Annotated in this window: 22 protein-coding genes; 12 read left to right on the forward strand and 10 right to left on the reverse strand. The window is 69.6% G+C overall.

All coding sequences use genetic code 11. From position 1 onward, the window contains the following. Positions 1–66: 66 nt before the first annotated feature. The 3 genes from ABTW65_RS00080 to ABTW65_RS00090 are packed head-to-tail and all read left to right on the forward strand — an operon-like array spanning position 67 to position 2,332. Entirely contained in the window at positions 67–981 is a 915-nt protein-coding gene (locus ABTW65_RS00080) for a glucosyl-3-phosphoglycerate synthase (protein WP_350657719.1), read from the forward strand. Beyond that, entirely contained in the window at positions 981–1,841 is an 861-nt protein-coding gene (gene folP, locus ABTW65_RS00085) for a dihydropteroate synthase (protein ID WP_350657720.1), read from the forward strand. The genes ABTW65_RS00080 and folP overlap by 1 nt, the downstream gene beginning before the upstream one ends. Beyond that, positions 1,838–2,332 (forward strand): class III extradiol ring-cleavage dioxygenase family protein, encoded by a 495-nt coding sequence (locus tag ABTW65_RS00090; protein ID WP_350657721.1) that lies wholly within the window; start codon positions 1,838–1,840, stop codon positions 2,330–2,332. The genes folP and ABTW65_RS00090 overlap by 4 nt, the downstream gene beginning before the upstream one ends. Here the strand turns inward: ABTW65_RS00090 and ABTW65_RS00095 are convergent. Continuing rightward, positions 2,308–2,934 carry a TetR/AcrR family transcriptional regulator gene (locus tag ABTW65_RS00095; protein ID WP_350657722.1) on the reverse strand — a complete coding sequence of 209 codons (627 nt, stop codon included), beginning with the start codon at positions 2,932–2,934 and terminating at the stop codon, positions 2,308–2,310. The genes ABTW65_RS00090 and ABTW65_RS00095 overlap by 25 nt on opposite strands. Before the next feature lie 115 nt (positions 2,935–3,049). On the opposite strand from ABTW65_RS00095, the gene ABTW65_RS00100 reads away from it, so the two are divergent. Continuing rightward, positions 3,050–4,045: a hypothetical protein gene (locus tag ABTW65_RS00100; RefSeq protein ID WP_350657723.1), complete on the forward strand. Its 996-nt coding sequence runs from the start codon at positions 3,050–3,052 to the stop codon at positions 4,043–4,045. A gap of 10 nt (positions 4,046–4,055) precedes the next feature. Beyond that, positions 4,056–4,904, forward strand: a complete 849-nt coding sequence (locus ABTW65_RS00105; RefSeq protein ID WP_350657724.1) for a CHAD domain-containing protein — start codon at positions 4,056–4,058, stop codon at positions 4,902–4,904. Position 4,905: 1 nt separating this feature from the next. Here ABTW65_RS00105 and vanX read toward each other — a convergent pair whose 3' ends face one another. From vanX to ABTW65_RS00120, 3 genes are read right to left on the reverse strand one after another with little or no spacing between them, the layout of a single operon-like run. Further along, the gene (gene vanX / locus ABTW65_RS00110) at positions 4,906–5,520 is read right to left on the reverse strand and encodes a D-Ala-D-Ala dipeptidase VanX (RefSeq protein ID WP_350657725.1); all 615 of its coding nucleotides are present in this window, start codon (positions 5,518–5,520) and stop codon (positions 4,906–4,908) included. Further along, positions 5,517–6,557: a D-alanine--(R)-lactate ligase gene (vanA, locus tag ABTW65_RS00115; RefSeq protein ID WP_350657726.1), complete on the reverse strand. Its 1,041-nt coding sequence runs from the start codon at positions 6,555–6,557 to the stop codon at positions 5,517–5,519. The genes vanX and vanA overlap by 4 nt, the downstream gene beginning before the upstream one ends. Then, positions 6,550–7,545, reverse strand: a complete 996-nt coding sequence (locus tag ABTW65_RS00120; protein ID WP_502890539.1) for a D-isomer specific 2-hydroxyacid dehydrogenase family protein — start codon at positions 7,543–7,545, stop codon at positions 6,550–6,552. The genes vanA and ABTW65_RS00120 overlap by 8 nt, the downstream gene beginning before the upstream one ends. Positions 7,546–7,737: 192 nt before the next feature. Between ABTW65_RS00120 and ABTW65_RS00125 the strand changes: the two genes are divergently transcribed. Next, the gene (locus ABTW65_RS00125) at positions 7,738–9,081 is read left to right on the forward strand and encodes a UDP-N-acetylmuramoyl-tripeptide--D-alanyl-D-alanine ligase (protein WP_350657727.1); all 1,344 of its coding nucleotides are present in this window, start codon (positions 7,738–7,740) and stop codon (positions 9,079–9,081) included. Here the strand turns inward: ABTW65_RS00125 and ABTW65_RS00130 are convergent. After that, positions 9,037–9,618, reverse strand: coding sequence for a VanZ family protein (locus tag ABTW65_RS00130; RefSeq protein ID WP_350657729.1), 582 nt, complete (start codon positions 9,616–9,618; stop codon positions 9,037–9,039). The genes ABTW65_RS00125 and ABTW65_RS00130 overlap by 45 nt on opposite strands. After that, complete coding sequence (locus ABTW65_RS00135; protein WP_350657730.1) at positions 9,618–10,748, reverse strand: lipid II:glycine glycyltransferase FemX; 1,131 nt, start codon at positions 10,746–10,748, stop codon at positions 9,618–9,620. The genes ABTW65_RS00130 and ABTW65_RS00135 overlap by 1 nt, the downstream gene beginning before the upstream one ends. A gap of 85 nt (positions 10,749–10,833) precedes the next feature. Between ABTW65_RS00135 and ABTW65_RS00140 the strand changes: the two genes are divergently transcribed. Further along, on the forward strand, positions 10,834–11,499 hold the full coding sequence (locus ABTW65_RS00140; RefSeq protein ID WP_141804182.1) for a response regulator transcription factor: 666 nt from the start codon (positions 10,834–10,836) through the stop codon (positions 11,497–11,499). Between the two features lie 10 nt (positions 11,500–11,509). Then, a complete protein-coding gene (locus ABTW65_RS00145) occupies positions 11,510–12,595 on the forward strand; it encodes a sensor histidine kinase (RefSeq protein ID WP_350657731.1) in 1,086 nt (361 codons plus the stop codon). Between the two features lie 8 nt (positions 12,596–12,603). Here the strand turns inward: ABTW65_RS00145 and ABTW65_RS00150 are convergent, their stop codons facing one another. Beyond that, positions 12,604–13,074, reverse strand: coding sequence for an Lrp/AsnC family transcriptional regulator (locus ABTW65_RS00150; RefSeq protein ID WP_350657732.1), 471 nt, complete (start codon positions 13,072–13,074; stop codon positions 12,604–12,606). Positions 13,075–13,193: 119 nt separating this feature from the next. Here ABTW65_RS00150 and hppD point away from each other — a divergent pair, with 119 nt between their 5' ends. Continuing rightward, positions 13,194–14,399, forward strand: a complete 1,206-nt coding sequence (gene hppD, locus ABTW65_RS00155) for a 4-hydroxyphenylpyruvate dioxygenase (protein ID WP_350657733.1) — start codon at positions 13,194–13,196, stop codon at positions 14,397–14,399. Between the two features lie 96 nt (positions 14,400–14,495). Here hppD and ABTW65_RS00160 read toward each other — a convergent pair whose 3' ends face one another. Further along, positions 14,496–16,295 (reverse strand): bifunctional sugar phosphate isomerase/epimerase/4-hydroxyphenylpyruvate dioxygenase family protein, encoded by a 1,800-nt coding sequence (locus ABTW65_RS00160; RefSeq protein WP_350657734.1) that lies wholly within the window; start codon positions 16,293–16,295, stop codon positions 14,496–14,498. Between the two features lie 82 nt (positions 16,296–16,377). Here ABTW65_RS00160 and ABTW65_RS00165 point away from each other — a divergent pair, with 82 nt between their 5' ends. From ABTW65_RS00165 to ABTW65_RS00175, 3 genes are all read left to right on the forward strand, one after another. Beyond that, positions 16,378–17,001 carry a TetR/AcrR family transcriptional regulator gene (locus tag ABTW65_RS00165; protein ID WP_350657735.1) on the forward strand — a complete coding sequence of 208 codons (624 nt, stop codon included), beginning with the start codon at positions 16,378–16,380 and terminating at the stop codon, positions 16,999–17,001. Positions 17,002–17,134: 133 nt separating this feature from the next. Beyond that, entirely contained in the window at positions 17,135–17,995 is an 861-nt protein-coding gene (locus ABTW65_RS00170; protein ID WP_350657736.1) for a shikimate dehydrogenase, read from the forward strand. Positions 17,996–18,083: 88 nt separating this feature from the next. After that, positions 18,084–19,412 carry an MFS transporter gene (locus ABTW65_RS00175; RefSeq protein ID WP_350657738.1) on the forward strand — a complete coding sequence of 443 codons (1,329 nt, stop codon included), beginning with the start codon at positions 18,084–18,086 and terminating at the stop codon, positions 19,410–19,412. Between the two features lie 45 nt (positions 19,413–19,457). Here ABTW65_RS00175 and ABTW65_RS00180 read toward each other — a convergent pair whose 3' ends face one another. Both ABTW65_RS00180 and ABTW65_RS00185 read right to left on the reverse strand, forming a co-directional pair. After that, positions 19,458–20,405 (reverse strand): RNA polymerase sigma-70 factor, encoded by a 948-nt coding sequence (locus ABTW65_RS00180; RefSeq protein ID WP_350657739.1) that lies wholly within the window; start codon positions 20,403–20,405, stop codon positions 19,458–19,460. 80 nt (positions 20,406–20,485) lie between these two features. Further along, positions 20,486–21,343, reverse strand: a complete 858-nt coding sequence (locus ABTW65_RS00185) for a phosphatidylinositol-specific phospholipase C/glycerophosphodiester phosphodiesterase family protein (protein ID WP_350657740.1) — start codon at positions 21,341–21,343, stop codon at positions 20,486–20,488. Positions 21,344–21,381: the final 38 nt, after the last annotated feature.

Raw genomic sequence — 21,381 nt, forward strand, 5'->3', positions numbered from 1 at the left:
CGACTGGGAACCGGACGGATCGGGTATCGGTCCGGTGTTCGAGGACACCGTCGATAGGGTTTGGACATGTCGTGGTCGGAGAGCAACACCCATCACTGGGACGACTGGTCGCTGGCCGACCTCGTCGCGGCCAAACAGGGGCAGCGGGTGAGCCTCGTGGTGCCCGCTCGCAACGAGGCCGCGACCGTCGGCGGCCTGGTCGACAAGCTGCGTACCAGCCTGATGGAGACCTCGGACCTGGTCGACGAGCTCGTCGTCATCGACTCCGACTCCTCCGACGACACCGCGAGGATCGCCGCCGACGCCGGCGCCGACGTCTACGCCTCGGCCGCGATCCGGCCCGAGCTCGGTTCCTACCCCGGCAAGGGCGAGGCGATGTGGAAGTCGCAGTTCGTCACCACCGGTGAGCTGATCGTCTTCATGGACGCCGACCTGACCGAGTGGGACACACATTTCGTACGCGGCCTCGTCGGCCCCCTTGTCAACAATCCGACGATCGAGCTGGTCAAGGGCTTCTACCGGCGTCCGGGAGAACACGGTCTCGACGGCGGCCGGGTCACCGAGCTCGTCGCCCGCCCGCTGCTGGCCCTCCACCGCAGGCCGCTGCGAGACCTGATCCAGCCGCTGGCGGGGGAGTGGTCGATCCGGCGCTCGCTGTTCGAGCGGCTGCGCGTCCCGACCGGCTACGGCGTGGAGCTCGCCGCCCTCATCGACACGCTGGACACGCGCGGCATGGACGCGATCGCCCAGGTCGACCTCGGCCAGCGCGACCACAGCCACCAGGACCTCTTCGACCTCGGCCTGATGGCGACCCAGATCGTGGGCATGATGTCGCGCCGCCTCGGCACGGGTCCGGCGGGCGACGACGTCGAGATGCGGCAGTACATCCCGATCGACGGCTCGACCAAGGTCGTCGACCGCTCCGTGAGCCTCCTGGAGCGGCCGCCGGTGCGCGACATCCCGGGCGGTATGGTCGCCTGATGCTGCGCCTGGGACGACAAGCCTTCGGTGATGACGAGGCGCTGATGATGGCGATCGTCAACCGCACCCCGGACTCGTTCTTCGACAAGGGTGCGACCTGGGCCGAGGACGCAGCCTTCGAGCGGGTACGGCTGGTGGCCTCCCAAGGCGCGGAGATCGTCGACATCGGCGGGATCAAGGCAGCCCCCGGGGCCGAGATCGACGCCGCGGAGGAGAAGGCCCGCGTGGTCGACTTCGTCGCCCGGGTGCGCGAGGAGTTCCCGGCGCTGGTGATCTCGGTGGACACCTGGCGCGCCGAGGTCGGCGACGCGGTGTGCGCGGCCGGCGCCGACGTCATCAACGACGCCTGGGGCGGGGCCGACCCGGAGCTCGTCGACGTCGCCGCGGCCCACGGCGCCGCGATCGTGTGCACCCACACCGGAGGCGTGACACCGCGGACACGGCCTTACCGGATCGAGTACGACGACGTGGTCCGCGACGCGATCGACTCGACCCTCGGCTACGCCCAACGGGCCCTGGACGCCGGCGTCGCCAAGGACTCGATCGTGATCGACCCGGCCCACGACTTCGGGAAGAACACCTTCCACTCCCTCGAGATCACCCGCCGGCTCGGCGAGATGGTCGCGACCGGCTGGCCGGTGCTGGTCTCGCTCTCCAACAAGGACTTCGTGGGGGAGGCGCTCGACCAACCGGTCGGAGAGCGCCTCCTCGGCACCCTGGCCGCGACCTCGGTCTGCGCGCTGGCCGGCGCCCGCATCTACCGTGTCCACCAGGTGCAGGAGACCCGGCAGACCGTCGACATGGTCTGGACGATCGCCGGCCGGCGTCGCCCGAAGCGAGCGATCAGGGGACTGCAGTGACTCGAGTGGCGCTGGTTCCCGGATGCCTGGCGCTGCTGCCGGAGTACGCCTCGCTCGACGACCCCGTCCACGAGCTCCGCTCGGCCTGCCTGGCCGCGGTGGCCTGGCTGGGCGAGGACGTACGCGTGATCGCTGGTACGCAGGGGGCCCGGGTGGCCTCCTCGCTGCTGGCCGAGGTCGGCACGGCTCCGGTGACCAGCGGCGAAGCGGCGTACCTGATCGTCGGCAACGGCTCGGCCCGCCGCAGCGAGAAGGCACCGGGCCACCTCGACCCGCGGGCCGTCGGGTTCGACGAGGCGCTCGGCAAGGCGCTGGTCACGCCCGACCCCGAGGCGCTCGGCGCGCTCGACCTCGGGCTGGCCGATGAGCTCTGGGCCGACGTCGGCCCGATCGTGGAGGCGGCAGACCTGCTGCGCAGCGTCGGCACGGTGGCGGTCGACTACGACGACGACCCCTTCGGGGTCCGTTACTGGGTCGCTCGCTGGGAGTAGCCGAGCAGGTCGGTGAGCCCCGCCGCGTAGACCTTCGGGGTGACGTCGCCCAGCATGAGCCGCTGCAGGATGAAGCCGGGCAGCAGGCCGGTGAGGACCATCGCGATCCTCTCGGGATCGGCGTCTCGGGGGAACCGGCCGGCCTCGATGGCGCCTTCGGCGTAGGTGCGCCAGGCGGCCCGGATCCGGCGCGCCTCGGGTGCCATCAGCTCGCGGACCTCCGGGTCGCGGGCGGCCTCGGCCCAGGTCTGCAGGGCGATCCGGGGGAGGTCGACGCCGAGCTCGGCGGAGAGGTCGAGGAGGTGCTGGGTCGCGGCCTCGATCGCCCGCTCGGGCGGGGGAGTGTCCTCACCGGAGCTCGGGTCGGGGGTGAAGCTGGTGATGGCCTGGGCGATGGTCGTCAGGCCCGACTCGGCGATCACGCGGATGATGTCGCTCTTGCCGCGGAAGTAGGTGTAGACCGAGCCGGCGGACAGGCCGGACTCCTTGACCACCGCGGCCATCGTCGTCTTGTGGAAGCCGTCGCGCTCCACGCAGCGCAGCGTCGCCGCGATGATCTGCTGGCGCTTCTCGGCGCGGTGTTCCTCGCTGATCTTCGGCATACCGGAAGCATACCTCAAAAGAAAACGAATATTCATTCTTGATAAATCCGACAGGACGGAGGAGAGTGTCTGTCAAAGAGAATGAACATTCGTTTTTTTGGAGAGGGAACCCGTCATGTCCCAGTCAGTCAAAGCCGTGATCGGGGTCAGCCTCGGTCTGGTCACCTTGCTCACGTTGCTCATCTCCGCGTTCGCCTGGCCCACCAGTGAGCTGGAGCCCAGGTCGCTGCCGTTGGTCGTCGCCGGCCCCGAGGCCGCGGTGACCCAGATCGAGACCCAGCTCGCCGCCAACGCGGGGGAGGACGCCTTCGAGATCACCGCCGTCGCGGACCGTGAGGAGGCGGTCGAGGCGATCGAGGACCGGGAGGCGTACGGCGCGATCGTCGTCGGCCCCCAAGGCTCGGAGTTCCTGGTCGCCTCCGCGGCCAGCGCCAATGTCGCTCAGCAGCTCACCCAGATGGCCACCGCCATGGGTGCCGAGACCGGCGCCCAGCCCCAGGTGACCGACGTCGTGGCGAGCGCGGAGGACGACCCGCGCGGCATCGTCTTCGGTGCCTCCGCGCTGCCGCTGGTGATCGGCGGCATCATGGCCGGCGCCATCACCTCGCTGGTACTGACCCGCACCCGGGACCGGGTCGCGGCCGCCTTCCTGATCGCGATCGGCGGCGGTCTCGCGATGACCGGCGTCGTCCAGGGCTGGCTCGGAGCCCTGGAGGGCAACTACCTGGCCAATGCCGGAGTCGTCGCTCTCGGCATCCTCGCGGTCGCGCTCCCGATCATCGGCCTGCGCCACCTCATCGGCCCGGCAGGCGTCGGCATCGTCGCGCTGCTGATCCTGCTCGTCGGCAACCCGCTCTCCGGGATCACCTCCGCACCGGAGATGGTGCCGTTCGGGTGGCTCGGACAGCTGATGCCCCCGGGTGCGGCCGGTTCGGCGCTGCGCGGCTTCTCGTTCTTCGACGGCGCCGGAACCACGATGCCGCTGATCGTCCTCGCCTGCTGGGCCGGGGTCGGCCTGCTGCTGACCCTGCTCCCGCACCGCGAGCAGGACAGCGCCGAGGATGCCGGAGCCGGACGGACCGAGCGTGACCTGGACGCCGTAGCACGGTAAAACAGTGGGGATGAGCCATCCACACGAGCCGGTCGGCGAGTGGTGGCGCGACCAGGTGGCCGCGCTCCACCGCTGGGGCCGGCTCGTGCTGCGTGACGAGGACGACTCGGTCCACCAGATGCGTGTGACCGTACGCAGGCTGCGCAGCGTCCTGGCGACGTACCGCCCGCTCCTCGACACCGAGCAGACCGAGCCGCTCCGCGCGGAGCTGAAGTGGCTGGCCGCCCTCCTGGGAGACGTACGCGACGCGGAGGTGCTCCGCAAACGGCTGCGGCAGTGGTCGGCCGAGCACGGTCCGGGACCGTCGGGTGTCGACGCACTCCGGGCCGCGCTCACTGAGCGCCAGGCCGTGGGCCGCGCCCGGCTGTTGCCGGAGCTGGACGGCGAGCGCTATCGAGCCCTGACCGCCGCCCTCGCCGCGGCCGATGGTTTTCCCTGGTCAGGAAGCGCCCCGGGCAAGAAGAAGCTGCGCAAGCGGCTCCGCCGGGACTGGCGACGACTGGCTGCGGCGGTCGATGCCGCCGAGCGCGCCGATACTGCGGTCGAGCGGCGCCGGCAGCTCCACGAGGTGCGCAAGAAAGCCAAGCGCACCCGCTACACGGCCGAGTCGCTACGTGAGGTCTTCGGCAAGGACGCCGAACGCCTCGCCGAGGCCGCCAGGTCGATCCAGTCGGCCCTCGGCGACCTCAACGACTCCGCGGTCATGATCCGGGCGATCGAGGACATCCCCGGGCGCGACGACGCGCTCCGCGAGTTCCTCGAAGCCGAGGAGGCCGCCGCCAAGGCCGCCGAGGAGAAGTTCGCCTCCGTCTGGAAGAAGGCGAACCGCTCGAAGGTCCACGGTTGGCTGAATCCCTGAGTCAGCCGATCGGGAAGTCGAAGTACGTGTCCGGGTAGGGCTCCTCGATCAGCGAGTAGTGCCACCACTCGTTCTCGTAGCGGCTGAACCCACATGACTCCATCACCGAGCACAGGTGCGACCGGTTGCGCGCCGCGACCTCGGAGACCCCGGCCGCGCCGTGGTGGGAGATCTCGTTCATCAGGTCGTGGTCGCCGCCCATGTCCAGCAGCGCCCCCGTGGCCAAGGAGAAGAGGGTCAGGTCGACGGTGCTGCCGCGGCTGTGGGCGGACTTCGTGGCGACGTACCCCTTCTCGAACATCTCCGGGCGGGTGATCCTCGGATAGTGGATTCGCTTGCGCTCGTCGTTGCCCGGCGAGGGCTCCTCGGCCCAGCGCAGGAACGCGTCGACGGCGCGCTGGGGGCGGTAGCCGTCCCAGAGCAGGATCCCGAACCCGAGGGCGGCCGCCTTGTCCCGGGCATCGGCGAGCGCGGCGCACAGCTCGCGGGTCCCGACGATGCGGTTCACCAGGTAGCCGTCGACCGGCTTGCCGGTGAAGTTGTCCCAGGTGGCGTACTTGCTGTCCCAGCGGATGCCCGGCGCGAGCTCGTCGACGAAGCCGAAGCCGTCCTTCATCGCGGGTTCTCTTCAAGTGCCAGGGTGACCGCGCGGTCGAGGAACTCGGTCATCGAGATCCCGGCCGCGGCCATCATCCGCGGGTAGCGGCTGTAGGAGGTCAGCCCGGGCAGCGTGTTGACCTCGTTGAGCACCACGGTCCCGTCCGGCTTGAGGAACATGTCGACCCGCGCCAGACCGCGGCAGCCCAGCGCGCGGTAGACCCGCTGCGCCTCGGTCTTGACCAGCTCCTGCGCCTCGGTTGGGATGTCGGCCGGCACGATGAAGGTCGCGTTCTCCGAGCCGGTCTCGGGCGCGTCCTCCTGGTGGATCTTGAAGAAGCCGTGCGAGAGCGCGACGTGGTCGACCTCTCCGGTGACCAGCTCGGCACCGTTGCCGAGGATGGCGCAGCCGATCTCCTCGGCGACGACGCCTTCCTCGACGAGCACCTTCTCGTCGTACTGCCGCGCGGTGGCCACCGCGTCGGCCAGCTCCTCGGCCGAGGTCACCTTGCTGACCCCGAACGACGACCCGGAGCGGGCCGGCTTCACGAAGACCGGATAGGGGAGTACGCCGGGGTCGATCGACTCGCCGGCGTCGAGAATCCAGAAGTTCGGCGTCGGGATCCCGGCCTCGCCGACGACGGTGTAGGCGAGCGACTTGTCCATGCACAGCGCCGAGCTCTGCACGTCGCAGCCGACGTACGGGATCCCGGAGAGCTCGAAGAGCCCCTGGATCGCGCCGTCCTCGCCGAGCTTGCCGTGCAGGACCGGGAGCACGACGTCGAGCCGGATGGTCTCGTAGCTGCCCTCATCGAGGACGAGCAGCCCGTGCACGCTGCGGTCGGGGGAGAGCACGACCGGGCGGTGCGCGCCGTCCTCCCAGCTCGCCTCGGGGCCGTCGCACAGGCGCCAATCACCGCTCTTGGTGATGCCGATCCAGTAGGCCTCGTACTTGTCGGCGTCGAGGTTCTTCGCGACCTCCTGCGCCGACTTCACCGAGACGGGGTGCTCCTCGAAGACGCCACCGAAGATGATGCCGACCTTGAGCTTAGACATGCGGAAACCTGCTTTCGAATTCACGACAGTTGACGATGGAGTTCTCGACCGTGTCCGTGAGGGCATGGTCGGTGAAGTAGGCGATATGGGGGCTGACCAGCACATTCGGCATCTCTTGGAGCCGTGCCAGCCAGCCGTTGGGGATCTCGCGTCCGCGGAGGTCGGCGTAGAAGATGCCCTCCTCGCCCTCGATGACGTCGAGGGCCGCACCACCCAGCCGGCCCTCCTCGAGCGCTTCGATGAGCGCCGGGGTCTCGATCAGCGCTCCGCGACCGGTGTTGATGACGTACGCACCGGGGCGCATCCGGTCGATGCGCCGCCGGTCGAGGAGATGGTGCGACTCCTCGCTGAGCGGTGCGTGCAGCGTGACGATGTCGCTGCGCTCGACCAGCGTGTCCAGATCGACGTGCTCGACCCTCTCGGTCGCGGGCCGTGGCCGGATGTCATAGGCGAGTACGTCGCAGCCGAAGCCCCGCAGCCGGTCGATGACCGCCGCGCCGATCCGCCCGGTCCCGACCACGCCGACGGTCAGGTCGCGCAGCTCGCGGCCGCGCGTGGCCGCCGGACGGTAGTCGTGGGCGTCTGTGCGCCGGATCGTCGACTTCGCCTGGCGTACCGACATGAGCATCAGCATCAACGTGTAGTCGGCCACGGAATCGGGTGAATAGGAGACGTTTCCGACCGTTATCCCGATGCTCGCCGCGAAGTCGACATCGATGTGGTTGAAACCGACGCTTCGTGTCGAGATATACCGGACACCGGACTTCTGCAGCGCGAGAAGCGTCTCGTTCGATATCGGCGACTTATGGCTGACGCTGATGCACCGGTCTCCTGCCGCGAGCTCGACATTGTCCTCGGTGACGGGATCAGGCGTGGTCCTCAGTGAGACCCCGAGACCAGGCGCCAGGGAATCGAAAAGAAGGCTCTCATCAGGGGCGCAGCCGTAGACCGTGATCCCGACGGTCGGCGAGATCACGGTCTGCTCCATCGGCTCGGTCGGCGCCGTCAGGGTCGGCTCGTGGTAGATCATCGACGCCAGCAAACCTCAGGAACGGTTGCGGGCCCGTATGGAATTTCCGATATGTCGACGATAGGTAGATCGGGGATCCGGGCGGAGTTATCGTCCGTATATCGATTAGTGGATACGCGCCGGCAACGTGGGTTTTCGAAGACTGAGGGGATGATTCCCCTCAGCTTGGACGAAATCGCCTCGTTGGTCGGCGGGAAGGTCGTCGGCGACGGCTCGGTGACCGTGAGCGCGCCGGCCGTGATCGACGGCCGTGAGGCAGACCCGGGCGGCCTCTTCGTCGCGTTCGCGGGCGAGCACACCGACGGCCACGAGTACGCACCCCAGGCCGCCGAGGCCGGTGCCGTCGCCGTGCTCGGCTCGCGCCCGACGGCGCTCCCGACGGTCGTCGTCGACGACGCGCAGGCTGCGCTCCAACGCCTGGCCGCCCACGTCATCGCACTGCTGCGCGACGAGATGACCGTCGTCGCGGTCACCGGCTCCCAGGGCAAGACCAGCACCAAGGACATGATCGAGGCGGTGCTGGCGAGCGCGGCGCCGACCGTCGCAACTTCCGGCTCGTTCAACAACGAGCTCGGCGTACCGCTCACCATGCTGCGCGCCGACGCGACCACGAGGTTCCTCGTCCTGGAGATGGGTGCTCGGCACATCGGCGACATCGCCGAGCTGACCGGCCTGGTCGCGCCGGACATCGCCGTCGTGACCAACGTCGGCCAGGCCCATCTGGGCGAGTTCGGGTCCCGGGAGGCCATCGCGACGGCCAAGAGCGAGCTGGTGCGGGGCATGGCGATCGGCGGCACGGCGGTGCTCCACGCCGACGACCCGCGGGTGCTCGCCATGGGCGAGCTCACCGACGGCCCGGTGCTGGCCTTCGGCGCCGGTGAGCGGTCGACCGTACGCGTGCGTGACCTCGCCCTGGGCCGGCTCGGCCGGCCCACGTTCACCCTTCAGCACGCAGACGCGGAGGCCGTCGTCGCTCTCCCGTTCGTCGGTGCCCACTGGACCCTCAACGCCGCGGCCGCCGCAGCGGCGGGGCTCGCCGCTGGGGTTCCGCTCGAGCAGGCCGCGGCCGCGCTCAACACCGCCTCGATCTCGAAATGGCGGATGGAGTTGCGCGCCCTCGCCAGTGGCGCGACCCTCCTCAACGACTCCTACAACGCCAACCCCGAGTCCACCCGCGCCGGTCTCGACGCGCTCGCCTCGATCGACGCCAGGCGCCGCATCGCCGTGCTCGGCGAGATGCTCGAGCTCGGCGAGACGAGCCGCGACGCGCACCACGCGATCGGGACGTACGCCGCGACCCGCGCCGACCTGATCCTCACCGTCGGCGAGGCCGCAGCAGTGATCGCGGACGGCGTGGGGGAGCGGGCGGTGGCCCTGCCCGACAACGCCTCCGCGATCGACTGGCTGCGCAGCCACCTCGCGCCCGGCGACGTGGTGCTCGTCAAGGCCTCACGCGGAGCCCGCCTCGACCAGGTCGCCGCGGCGCTGGTCTGAGGTCGGCGGAACGGATCGCCGGCGGCGCCACCACGGCCACGACACGATCGCGGCCAGCGTGGCACCGCCGGCGTTGAGGAGCACGTCGTCGATGGAGGAGACCCGGTCCAGGCGGAGGGTGTACTGCAGGGTCTCGATCGTCACCGAGGCGGCGACGCCGAGAGCGAGGACTCGCCCCACCGAGCGCAGCGCCCGGAAGCGGATCGGGCCGAAGAAGCCGGCCGCGGCGAAGAGCAGCAGGTTGCCGACGACACCGACGGTCGTCATGGTCGGCAGGTCCTCGAGCGGCACCAGGCTCACGCTGCCGTCGACCCGCCCGGCCATCGGCCCGGGGACCATCGTCAGCAGTACGAACGGCACGGTGCCGTAGACGATCGCGACCTCGGCCAGCGACCTACGCCATGCCCGGCCCGGCGCGACACCGAGTGCCCGGCGCAGCATCGCCAGGACCGGCACCGCCAGCACCGCCACGGGCAGAGCCAGGACGGTGAGCAGGGCGATGCCCACGAAGGTGAGCGAGCCCGATTCGTTCACCATCACTGGCCTCGCCGCCTCATGTAGAGGTCGAAGGCCCGGTAGACGATCGGCCGCAGCGGCAGATCCCACTCGCCGACGTACCTCACCGCCTGCCCGCCGGTGCCGACCTTGAACTGGATCAGCCCGACGTGGGAGTCGTCGGTGGACAGGGTCGGGGTGATGCCGCGCAGGTCGTAGACGTCGCAGCCGGCGGCCAGCGAGTCGCGGATCATCGCCCACTGGCAGGCGTTCGAGCCGCGTACGTCCCGCTTCTCCGTGGAGGAGGCGCCGTAGGCGTACCAGGCGTGGGCGCCGACGCGGACGTAGATCGTCGCGGCCACCAGGTCGCCGTCGTGCCAGGCCAGGTAGAGCTTGATCCGCTCGCCGTCCTCCGCGGCGAGCGCCGTGAACATCTTCTCGAAGTAGGCCAGCGGCCGCGGGGTGAAGTGGTCGCGCTCGGCGGTGTGGACGTAGAGGTCGTGGAACGCCTTCAGGTCCTCGCCTCCGGCGGAGGTGGTGATCTCGACGCCGGCCTTGGCGGCCTTCTTGATGTTGCGCCGCCAGAGCTGGTTCATCCCCGCGAGCACGTCGTCCTCGGACCGGGCGGTTCCGTCGGGGTGGCGCAGCGGGATCTCGTACGTGAACTGCGGCTGCCCCGCCCCGAACCCGTCCTTGGGGTTCTGCGGGATCCAGCCGGAGTCGCGGAGGTAGCGCGTCACCTCGGCGCCGACCGGGTCGGGTCGGCCGGGGACGTCGGTGAGGCGTACGACCTCGGGGTCGGCGATGCCCTCCTTGACCTGGGCGGCGTTCCAGGTGTCGGTGGGCACCGGGGGAGCGACCCGGATCGCGAACGCTCCCTGCGAGCGGAGGTAGGCGACCAGCGGCGGGAACCAGACGGTGAGCCCGCCGGCCCAGTCGATGTCGGGACCCCACGGCAGGTAGGCCAGCGTGTAGCCGAGCCGCGGCACCGGCCGGTGCAGCACCAGCCCGGTCCCGGCGAGCCGGTCGACGGCGTACCAACCCAGCGACTCGCTGCGCCACTCGGTCTTCACGTCGGCCCAGGCCGGGGTCTGCAGGAAGCTGACCGACCGCCGCGACCGGACGTGGTCGAGGTGCTCGGCGGGGCTGATCGGTCGGACAGTGAAGGTCACCGTGCCAGTAAACCCGCGGAGATGTCGTCAGGGCGTATGGCATTTCGGATACGTCGGCGATATGTCATCAACCTAGGATCAGAGCATGCGGGTGCTGGTGGTCGAGGACGAGCCGTTGATGGCTGGAGCGATCCGGGACGGGTTGCGGCTGGAGGCGATCGCCGCCGACATCGCCGGTGACGGGGACACGGCTCTGGAGCTGTTGAGCGTCAACGCCTACGACATCGCCGTGCTCGACCGCGACATCCCCGGGCCGTCCGGCGACGAGGTCGCCAAGCGCATCGTCGCCTCCGGCACCGGGATGCCGATCCTGATGCTCACCGCGGCCGACCGGCTCGACGACAAGGCCTCCGGGTTCGAGCTCGGCGCCGACGACTACCTGACCAAGCCGTTCGAGCTGCGCGAGCTGGTGCTTCGGCTGCGGGCGCTCGACCGGCGGCGTGCCTACAACCGGCCGCCGGTGCGAGAGATCGCCGGCCTACGGGTCGACCCGTTCCGGCGCGAGGTCTACCGCGACGGCCGCTACGTCGCGCTGACCCGCAAGCAGTTCGCGGTCCTCGAGGTGCTCGCCGCCGCCGAGGGCGGCGTGGTCAGCGCCGAGGAGCTGCTGGAGCGGGCCTGGGACGAGAACGCCGACCCGTTCACCAATGCCGTACGCATCACCGTCTCCGCACTGCGCAAACGGCTCGGCGAGCCCGCGATCATCGCGACCGTGCCGGGCGTCGGATACCGGATCGATGTCGATTCCTAGACGTCCGGGGATGAGCGTTCGGCTCAAGCTGACGCTCAGCTATGCCGGGGTCATCGTGGTCACCGGGGTGCTGCTGCTCGCGGTGGTGTGGGTCTTCCTGCTGCGGTACGTCCCCGACGGGGTGTGGCTGGAACTGCCGCAGCAGCCGGGGAGGCCGAGTTCTCCCTTCGTCCCGAACCGTTCGGACCTGGAGCGCGCCTTCGCTCCGCGGGCGGCCACGATGATGGGCTTCCTGGTCGTATTCGGGCTGGTGGGAGGCTGGATCCTCGCCGGCCGGATGCTCGCGCCGCTGCGGAAGATCACCGAGGCCACGCGTACGGCAGCGGACGGCTCGCTCTCGCACCGGATCGAGCTCGAGGGCCCCGGCGACGAGTTCCGGGAGCTCGCCGACGGTTTCGACGACATGCTCGCGAAGCTCGAGGCGCAGGTCGCCGAGCAGCAGCGGTTCGCGGCCAACGCCTCCCACGAGCTGCGTACCCCGCTCGCGATCACGCAGACCCTTCTCGACGTCGCGGGCAAGGACCCGAACCGCGACGTCGACGAGCTCATCGACCGGCTGCGCCTGATCAACTCCCGCGCGATCGACCTCACCGAGGCGCTCCTCGTGCTCAGCCGCGCCGACCAGCGCTCCTTCGCCCGTGAGCCGGTCGACCTGTCGCTGGTCGCCGAGGAGGCGGTCGAGACGCTGCTGCCGCTGGCCGAGCAGCGGGGCGTACGGATCGAGACCTCCGGAGACCAGGCGTCGGTCATCGGCTCGCCGGCGCTTTTGCTGCAGGTCGCGACCAACCTGATCCACAACGCGATCGTCCACAACCTGCCCGAGGACGGGTCGGTGTCGGTCACGATCAGCGCGAACGAGAGGAGCGTGGTCCTCACCGTCGCGAACACCGGTGAGGAGCTCTCCCGCGAGCTCGTCGCCACGCTCACCGAGCCGTTCCAGCGAGGCACCCAGCGCATCCACGGCGATCACGCCGGCGTCGGCCTGGGCCTGGCGATCGTCAAGAGCATCACCCGCGCCCACGACGGCAACCTCGCCGTCCTCGCCCGTTCCGGCGGTGGGCTCCGGGTCTCGGTCGAGCTGCCCAGAGCCTCCTGAGTCATCGGTCAGCGCGGTGTTGCTCCGGTGCGCAGCAGGTCGAGGGTGCGCGGCTCGATCAGGGTGGAGAGGGTGACCACGCTGGTCGAGCGGACGACGGCGTGGGACTGGTCGATGCGTACGAGCACCTCTTGGAGCTTCGCGTGCGACCCGGTCGCCACCTTGCAGAAGACGTCGAAGGAACCCGTGGTGACGTACGCCTCCAGCACCTCGGGGATCTCGGCGAGGTCGCGACGTACGTCCTCGAGGGCTCCCTGGGAGATCTCCAGGGTCACGAAGGCCTGCACCGTGTGGCCGGCGGCGGCCGGGTCGATCGTCGGTGCCCAGTCGCGGATCACCCCGGCCTCGGTCATCTTGCGGAGCCGGCTCTGCACGGTGGCGCGGGCGACGCCGGCGACCCTGGAGAGCTCGAGGTCGCCGACTCGCGGGTGGGCGTGCAGGGTCTCCAGCAGGGTGACGTCGAGGTCATCGAGGTTCATGGCTCGATGGTAGTCAAAGTGCCTAGCAAAGCGTGATGGATGCTGGTCCGATCTGACAGATTGCCCAGTGCCCGGTGGTCAACTTGTTTGGTGTGACTCGGCCCACTTGACTTGCCCGCATGACGCTTGCAGACACCCTGACCAACCAAGAGAAGCTCGCCGGACTCGGGCTGGCCGAGCTGGAGCAGCTCGTCGGCCTCGTGGCGTACGACGACACCTCCGACCCGTTCCCGGTCACCGGCTGGGACGCGGTCGTGTGGGCTGTCGGCAACGCCACCCAGACCGCCCACTTCTTCCAGAGCGCCTTCGGCATGGAGCTGGTCGCCTACTCCGGTCCCGAGACCGGCAACCGCGACCACCACGCCTTCGTACTGCGCAGCGGGGGAGTGCGGTTCGTGATCAAGGGCGGCGTCGCGCCCGAGAGCGAGATCATCGCCCACCACGCCCGCCACGGTGACGGCGTCATCGACATCGCCCTCGAGGTGCCCGACGTCGACCGCTGCATCGAGCACGCTCGCAAGCAGGGTGCCCGCGTCCTGGAGGAGCCCCACGATGTGAGCGACGAGCACGGCACCGTACGCATCGCCGCGATCGCCACCTACGGCGAGACCCGCCACACGCTGGTCGATCGGTCCGGCTACGACGGCCCCTACCTGCCCGGCTACGTCACCCGCACCTCGACACTGAAGAAGCCCGAGGGCGCCCCCAAGCGCCTCTTCCAGGCGCTCGACCACGTCGTCGGCAACGTCGAGCTCGGCAAGATGGACGAGTGGGTCGACTTCTACGGCCGAGTCATGGGCTTCACCAACATGGCCGAGTTCATCGGCGACGACATCGCCACCGACTACTCCGCGCTGATGTCGAAGGTCGTGGCCAACGGCAACCACCGGGTGAAGTTCCCGCTCAACGAGCCGGCGATCGCCAAGAAGAAGTCGCAGATCGACGAATACCTGGAGTTCTACCAGGGCCCCGGCGCCCAGCACCTCGCGCTGGCGACCGGCGACATCCTGGCCACCGTCGACGCGCTGCGCGACGCCGGCATCGAGTTCCTCAACACCCCCGACTCCTACTACGAGGACCCCGAGCTGCGCGCCCGGATCGGTGAGGTGCGCGTGCCGATCGAGGAGCTGCAGAAGCGCGGCATCCTGGTCGACCGCGACGAGGACGGCTACCTGCTGCAGATCTTCACCAAGCCGATCGGCGACCGCCCCACGGTCTTCTTCGAGATGATCGAGCGCCACGGCTCCCTCGGCTTCGGCAAGGGCAACTTCAAGGCCCTCTTCGAGGCCATCGAGCGCGAGCAGGAGCGCCGCGGCAACTTCTGATCCCCGCCGAGTCGGCTCATTCTGACCGGATTCCACGCCGAGTCGGCGCGTCATGACGCGCCGACTCGGCGCCTTCCTTGGTGAGGATGCGCCGACTCAGCGGGACTGTTGGGCGAGGCGTACGGGGGCGTTGCCGGCGCCGTAGCCGTCGTAGCGATCGCGGCGCTCGACGAGCTCGAAGAAGACCTCGCCGACGGTCTCGGTGTAGCAGTGCAGGTACTCACCATCGGCGTCGCGGTCGTAGAGCAGATCGAGATCGCGCAGGGTGGTGACGAGGTCGTCGGTGAGGCCGAAGCGGGCGACCAGATCGTCGTAGTAGTTGCCCGGGACCTCGAGCGGCCGCAGACCGCGCTCCCGAGCGGCCGCGACGACCCCGATGATGTCGTGGCAGGCGAGCGCGATGTGCTGGGCGTGGCCCTGCTGATCGTTGGGGAGCTGCCCGGACGGGAGTAGGTTGAGCGGAAGGCGTACGCCGCCGGCCGGCGAGCTCATCACCTGGCTGCGTACGAGACCGGCCGGGCCGGCGACCTCCTGGGTCGGCTGCGGGGTCAGCGACAGCACGCTGGTGTAGAAGAGGACCGCCTCGTCGAAGCTGTGCCAGGGCTGGACCAGGTTGACGTGGTCGATCCGCACGGCATGTCCGTCGGTGCTCGAGACGCCACCGTCGAACTCGCCGATCCAGTCCTCCGCGTGCGAGAGGAAGACCTCGGTGCCGTCGGGGGAGGTGAAGGCGCGCAGCGCCTGCTCTCCGGCGTACGTCCGGCGGTGGACCGGCGGCGCCATCAGCCGTGCGGCACGCTCTGCGGCCGGGTCCGAGTCGGCGACGTCGAAGCCGACGGCCGCGATGTGCGGCTCGGGGGAGGAGCTGGGCACGTCGTTGCACACGACGCGGGCCGCACCCCAGGTCCACAGCCGTACCTGCTTGCTGCGGTGGCGGCCGCCGAAGTCGAAGCCGAGCTGCTCGAGCAGCACCTCGACACCGGAGGTGTCTGGTGCCTTGATCTCCACGAAGTCGAAGGCCTCCGGCGCGTCCACCTGGGGCAGCCGGGGGAGCGGGCGCCCGCGGCCGGCCTCCTCGCCGAGCAGTTCGGCGGTGCGGTCGGCCAGCCAGCGCAGCGAGCGCTGGGCCTGACGGGCGGTGCGTACCGGGTCGGTCTGGCGGAAGGTGTCGTTGAAGACCTCCAGCGACAGCGGGCCGTCGTAGCCGGCGCGCAGCACGTGGCCGAGGAAGGCCGGCAGGTCGAAGCTGCCCTCGCCGGGGAAGAGCCGGTGGTGACGGCTCCAGGAGAGCACGTCCATGCTGAGCGCCGGAGCGTCGGCGAGCTGCAGGAAGAAGATCTTCTCGGCCGGGATCTCCTCGATCTGCTTGGGGTCGTGGCCGCGCGAGAGGATGTGGAAGCTGTCCAGGCAGATCCCGACGTTGGGGTGGTCGGCGAGCTCGACGATGCGCCACGAGCGCCGGTAGTCGTCGACGAACCGTCCCCAGGCGAGCGCCTCGTAGGCGAGCCGGATGTCGTACGTCGCCGCCAGGTCACCCAGCCGCCGCAGCTGTCCCGCGGAGACCTCGTCGTCGTCGACGGTCGCGGTGCCGACGTTGCTGCAGACCAGCATCAGGTCGATGCCGAGCCGCCGCATCAGCCGGAACTTCGCCTCGGCGCGGTGCTGTACGTCCTGGAAGGCGGTCTCGTCGACGCCCTCGGCGTCGCGGAAGGGCTGGTAGAGGTCGAGGGTGAGCCCGAGCCGGTCGGCGAGTGCCCGGATCTCCTCGGGGGACTGAGGTGCGGCGATGAGGTCGGGCTCGAAGATCTCGATCGCGTCGAAGCCGGCTTCGGCCGCGGCGTACATCTTCTGGACCAGGCCGCCGCTGAGACAGACCGTGGCGATCGAGGTGCGCATGGTTCTCCGTTCGTCGCTAATGTACGAAACGGTACATACATTGTTGTGAGTTGGGAAGCCGGTCGTGCTCTAGGCTCGGGGCATGGTTCAGTCGCGTGATGCCGAACGCACCCGGTCTGATCTGCTCGAGATCGCGACCGAGATCTTCTCCGAGCAGGGCTACTCCGGTGCGCGGGTCGACGAGATCGCCGAGCGCACCCGCACGACGAAGCGGATGATCTACTACTACTTCGGCGGCAAGGAGGGGCTCTACCTCGCCGTCCTCGAGGCTGCCTATCGCCGCATCCGTGAGACGGAGCAGGGGCTGCATGCCGACCACCTGAGTCCCGTCGATGCGGTGCGACGGATCGCCGAGCTGACCTTCGACCACCACCACGACCACCCGGCCTTCATCCGTCTCGTCTCGGTGGAGAACATCCATCACGGCCAGCACCTGGGGAAGGTCGAGTCGCTGCGCGACCTCGGTACGCCGGCCGCCTCGCTCCTCGACGAGGTCCTCGCCCGCGGGCGCGCTTCCGGCGAGCTGCGCGACGACGTCGATGCCGTCGACGTGCACATGATGATCAGCTCGTACTGCGTCTTCCAGGTCGCCAACAGCGCCACCTTCGGCTTCCTCTTCGGCCGCGACATGCTCGCGCCCGACGTACGCGAGCGTCACCGCCGCATCCTCGGCGACATCGTCGTCGGCTGGCTCACCGCTCACTGACGCAGACCCCCGAAGAGCCCGTTCCCGCGCTGCGGGGACGGGCTCGTTGCCGTGCGGGGGTTGACGTCGCGGGGACGGATGTGATCCCCTTCACTCTCGTAACGTACTAGTTCGTACATTAAGGATCGTCTGGATGAAGTCTTCGTTTCTTGTCGGCCTGATCGGCGCGGGAGTAGGACCCTCGCTGAGTCCGGCGCTGCACATGCGCGAAGGGTTCGAGCACGGGTTGTCGTACGTCTACAAGACGCTCGACATCACCGAGCTGGGCGTCCCGGCCGAGCGCGTGGGCGACCTGATGAGGGAGGCTCGACGACTCGGCTTCGACGCGCTCAACATCACCCACCCGTGCAAGGAGCTCGTGATCGAGCACCTCGACCGGCTCGACGAGACCGCGGCCCGCCTCGGTGCGGTCAACACCGTCGTCTTCACCGACGGCGGTGCGGTCGGCTACAACACCGACACGACCGGGTTCGGCCACGCGCTGCGTACCGGGATGCCGGGTGCCCCGCTCGGCACCGTCGTCCAGCTCGGCGCGGGAGGGGCGGGCTCGGCCGTCGCTCACGCGCTCGTGGCCCAGGGCGTCGACCAGCTGGTCATCGCCGACATGGATCTCGACCGCGCCCAGGCGCGCGTCGAGGAGATCCGGCGTCACCACCCGGAGAGCACCGTCGAGGCGAGCCACGTCGACAAGCTGCCGGCGCTCCTGCCCGACGCCGACGGATTGGTCAACTGCACCCCGGTCGGCATGGCCGACCACCCCGGTACGCCGCTGGACACGAGTCTCCTCCGCCCCGAGCTGTGGGTGGCGGACATCGTCTACCGGCCTCTGGACACCGCGCTGCTGCAGGCGGCGCGGGAGGTCGGCTGCCGGACGCTCCACGGAGGCCACATGGCGGTCTACCAGGCTGTCGACGCCTTCCGGCTGATCACCGGCATCGACCCCGATGCCGGGCGGATGCTCGCCCACCTGCGCGAGCTGGCCGCGGCCGGCTGACTCCCAGCTTCAGTTCCAGACATTCAGACACAGCACCCCCCCACCAGCCCGCGGTCAGGACCGCGGGTCAAACCCCGAGGAGGACCCGATGGCGGGACCTGACACCGAGAACCAAGAAGGCAAGACCCCGGTACGGGCCGCGCTGGCCAGCTTCATGGGCAGTGCCGTCGAGTACTACGACTTCTTCGTCTTCGGCTCTGCCGCGGCGCTGATCTTTCCGCACGTCTTCTTCCCCAGCACCGGCGACGCCGCGCTGGTGATGTCGTTCGCGACGTTCGCGTTCGCGTACGTCGCCCGCCCTGTCGGCGCGGTCTTCGTCGGTCACTTCGGTGACCGGATCGGCCGCCGGAAGGTGCTGCTGTTCACCCTTCTGCTGATGGGTGGCGGCACGTTCCTGATCGGCTGTCTGCCGACGTACGACCAGGCCGGCTGGATCGCGCCCGCACTGCTGGTCTTCTGCCGGCTGCTCCAAGGGCTCTCGGCCGCGGGCGAGCAGGCTGGCGCCAGCTCGCTCACACTCGAGCACGCCCCCGACGACAAGCGCTCCTTCTACACGTCCTGGACCCTCACCGGCACCCAGGGCGGCCAGATCCTGGCTGCGCTCGTCTTCATCCCGGTCGTCGCGCTGCCCGACGACATCAAGTACGGCATCGGCTGGCGGATCCCGTTCTGGCTCTCCGCGATCGTCGTCGTGGTGGCGTTCTTCATCCGTAGCCGCCTCAACGAGACCCCGGAGTTCGAGGAGGCCAAGGCCAACAACGAGGTCGCCAAGCTGCCCCTCGCGGTGCTGCTGCGTGACCACTGGGTCGACGTGCTGCGGGTCATCTGCTGCGCCTTCATCGCGGCCGTCTCCACGGTCTTCGGCAACCTGGCCATCGCCTACGGTGTCGCGGTCGGCATGGTCGACTCGATCACGCTGTGGCTGGTCGTCGCGGCCAACGTCGTCGCGCTGTTCACCCAGCCGATGTTCGGCCGGCTCGCGGACCGGATCGGGCGCAAGCCGGTCTTCATCTACGGTGCCGTGGCCAGTGCGGTGATGATGCCGTTCTACCTGCTCTCGATGAGCCAGGGCAACGAGCTGCTCGTCTTCGCGCTCGCGATCGTCACCTTCTCCTTCGGATACGCAGCCGCGAACGCGACCTGGCCGTCGTTCTACGGCGAGATGTTCTCGACCCCGGTGCGCTTCTCCGGTGTCGCGATCGGGACCCAGATCGGCTTCATGCTGGCCGGGTTCACACCCTCGATCGTCACCGCTCTGGGTGGCGTGCAGGAGGGCGGCTGGGTCGTCACGGCGGGCTACACCGCGGTCGTCTGCCTCGTCGCGTCGGTCGCTGCCCTGACCGCCCGCGAGACCAAGGACGTACGCACCGCCGACCTCGGTATGCGGCCGCTGGCCCGACAGGGTGCGACGGTCTGATCCGCTGAGCCGCTCAACCCCCGCGTCGCGGGCTGTGACCGCCGGTCACAGCCCGCGGCGGTGGCGGTTGCGGCGGCGTACGACGTCCTTCAGGTCCGCGACCGGGCCCAGGTGGCCAAGTTTCTCGGGGTTGGTGACCGAGCGGATCCGCTGGATCTGGCCGTCGAGGATGTCGAGGGTCCAGGTGCCGAGGATGGCGCCGTCGGGGTCGCGCAGGATGGCGCCCGGCTCGCCGTTGAGCTCGCGCTGCTCCAGGCGGGCCCCGATGGCGAGCAACGGCGGCACGGCCGCGATCAGGATGCGAGCGGCCTTCTCGGCGCCGTACCGGCCACCGGAGCCACCGGCCACGCCACCACCGTCGTTGACGGTCTCGACATCGGCGGCGAGCAGCGCCTGGAGCCGGTCGAGGTCGCCGTCGCGCAGCGCCTCGAAGAACCGGCTGGAGAGCTCGACCCGCTTGCGCCGGTCGGCCTCGAACCGCGGCTTGCCCTCGTCCATGTGCCGCCGGGCGCGGGAGGCGAGCTGCCGGCAGGCGGCCTCGGAACGGTCGACCGCCGCGGCGATGTCGGCGAAGCCGAAGTGGAACACCTCGCGCAGCACGAATACCGCCCGCTCCAGCGGACTGAGCCGTTCGAGGAGCAGCAGCGCGGCCATCGACACCGAGTCGGCCAGCTCCGTCGCGAGCTCGGGGCTGGCGTAGAGGTCCGCATGCTCGTCGACGTGGCTGTCGGTCGGCAGCGGCTCGGGGAACCACGGCCCGACGTACGTCTCCCGCCGCACCCGCGCGGAGCGCAGCACGTCGAGCGAGATCCGGGTGACCACGGTCGACAGGTAGGCCTTGAGCGAGTCGGGCTCGGTCGAGGTCCCCTCCAGCCGGAGCCAGGTCTCCTGCACCGCGTCCTCGGCCTCGCTCACGCTGCCGAGGATCCGGTAGGCGATCGAGAACAGCAGCGGGCGCAGCTCCTCGAACTCGATCTCGGTCTCAGGTGTCACGGTCGTCCTCCCTCAGGTCCACATCTTCCACCCTGGGACGAGACGGCGCCTCGGACTGTGACATCGACCTTGGGACGTGCCTAGCCGTTGGCGGTCAGGAAGGCATCCAGATCCTCGAGGTCGTCGGTGTTGATGTGGTCGACGCCGGCTGCGAGCAGCTCGGTCCAGACCGCCTCGCGCGCGGGGCCGTCGGTGTCCGGCGTCGCCCAGAAGCGCACCCGGTAGCCCTTGGCGTGAGCGTGGTCGACGATCTCGTGGAGCTTGCGGCGCTCGGTCTCCGGCATCGGGCCGATGCCCTGCCAGACGAAGACCTTGGTCCAGTTGTCGCTGACCAGCGGCATCAGCGAGGCCGGCATGCCGGAGCGGAGGTCGCTCATCCGGCCGTCGTAGAAGCTGAACCGCTCGGTCGCGCTCCGCATCGTCTCCAGCGGCCGGTCACCGCTGATGACCGCCTCGACCGGACCGTCCTTGACGGTGCCGTTCTCGTAGCGCGTGAAGAGCTCCTCGTAGTCGCCGAGCTCCTTCTCGATCGCCGCGTAGGTCGCCTCGCCGGTGTTCTTGATGTCGATCAGGAGTTGGAAGGTCCCGTCGTAGCCGGGATACACGTCGCGTCCCTTGCCGCTGACAAGCTTCTTGAGCGGGGCGAGGTAGAGACCCTCCAGCGTGCGCGACGGGTCGAGGTCCTCCGCGTCGTGCGCCACCAGGAGCTCGCCGTCGACCAGCCACACGTCGGCCTCGACGCTCGTGAAGCCGTGCTCGAGCGCGTCGAGCAGCGGACGGTCGTGCTCGTAGTCGTTGTGCGCATGCGCCTCCGGGTGCGGCGTACCGAGGTCGGCGGAGGTCCGCGCAGAGTCGGTCGTGCTCGCCGTGGCGGCGGTGGGGGAGAGGAACGCAGCCGCGGCGAGGACCGCGGTCAGCGACCGGACGAAGGTACGCATCGGGATCTCTTTCGGTGAGGGTGGCCCTCAACCTGGCC

It is taken from the genome of Nocardioides sp. NPDC127503 (assembly GCF_040302165.1).
Taxonomy (GTDB): Bacteria; Actinomycetota; Actinomycetes; order Propionibacteriales; family Nocardioidaceae; genus Nocardioides.

Bases quoted from the DNA above. Each gene is read 5' to 3' on its own strand.
- hppD (WP_350657733.1), top strand. From the start codon at position 13,194: ATGACGCTTGCAGACACCCTGACCAACCAAGAGAAGCTCGCCGGACTC.
- ABTW65_RS00160 (WP_350657734.1), bottom strand. From the start codon at position 16,295: ATGCGCACCTCGATCGCCACGGTCTGTCTCAGCGGCGGCCTGGTCCAG.
- ABTW65_RS00120 (WP_502890539.1), bottom strand. From the start codon at position 7,545: ATGGAGCAGACCGTGATCTCGCCGACCGTCGGGATCACGGTCTACGGC.
- ABTW65_RS00170 (WP_350657736.1), top strand. From the start codon at position 17,135: ATGAAGTCTTCGTTTCTTGTCGGCCTGATCGGCGCGGGAGTAGGACCC.
- ABTW65_RS00080 (WP_350657719.1), top strand. From the start codon at position 67: ATGTCGTGGTCGGAGAGCAACACCCATCACTGGGACGACTGGTCGCTG.
- ABTW65_RS00145 (WP_350657731.1), top strand. From the start codon at position 11,510: ATGAGCGTTCGGCTCAAGCTGACGCTCAGCTATGCCGGGGTCATCGTG.
- folP (WP_350657720.1), top strand. From the start codon at position 981: ATGCTGCGCCTGGGACGACAAGCCTTCGGTGATGACGAGGCGCTGATG.
- ABTW65_RS00165 (WP_350657735.1), top strand. From the start codon at position 16,378: ATGGTTCAGTCGCGTGATGCCGAACGCACCCGGTCTGATCTGCTCGAG.
- ABTW65_RS00175 (WP_350657738.1), top strand. From the start codon at position 18,084: ATGGCGGGACCTGACACCGAGAACCAAGAAGGCAAGACCCCGGTACGG.
- ABTW65_RS00105 (WP_350657724.1), top strand. From the start codon at position 4,056: ATGAGCCATCCACACGAGCCGGTCGGCGAGTGGTGGCGCGACCAGGTG.
- ABTW65_RS00130 (WP_350657729.1), bottom strand. From the start codon at position 9,618: ATGGTGAACGAATCGGGCTCGCTCACCTTCGTGGGCATCGCCCTGCTC.
- ABTW65_RS00185 (WP_350657740.1), bottom strand. From the start codon at position 21,343: ATGCGTACCTTCGTCCGGTCGCTGACCGCGGTCCTCGCCGCGGCTGCG.
- ABTW65_RS00140 (WP_141804182.1), top strand. From the start codon at position 10,834: ATGCGGGTGCTGGTGGTCGAGGACGAGCCGTTGATGGCTGGAGCGATC.
- ABTW65_RS00150 (WP_350657732.1), bottom strand. From the start codon at position 13,074: ATGAACCTCGATGACCTCGACGTCACCCTGCTGGAGACCCTGCACGCC.
- ABTW65_RS00100 (WP_350657723.1), top strand. From the start codon at position 3,050: ATGTCCCAGTCAGTCAAAGCCGTGATCGGGGTCAGCCTCGGTCTGGTC.
- vanX (WP_350657725.1), bottom strand. From the start codon at position 5,520: ATGAAGGACGGCTTCGGCTTCGTCGACGAGCTCGCGCCGGGCATCCGC.
- ABTW65_RS00095 (WP_350657722.1), bottom strand. From the start codon at position 2,934: ATGCCGAAGATCAGCGAGGAACACCGCGCCGAGAAGCGCCAGCAGATC.
- ABTW65_RS00125 (WP_350657727.1), top strand. From the start codon at position 7,738: ATGATTCCCCTCAGCTTGGACGAAATCGCCTCGTTGGTCGGCGGGAAG.
- vanA (WP_350657726.1), bottom strand. From the start codon at position 6,557: ATGTCTAAGCTCAAGGTCGGCATCATCTTCGGTGGCGTCTTCGAGGAG.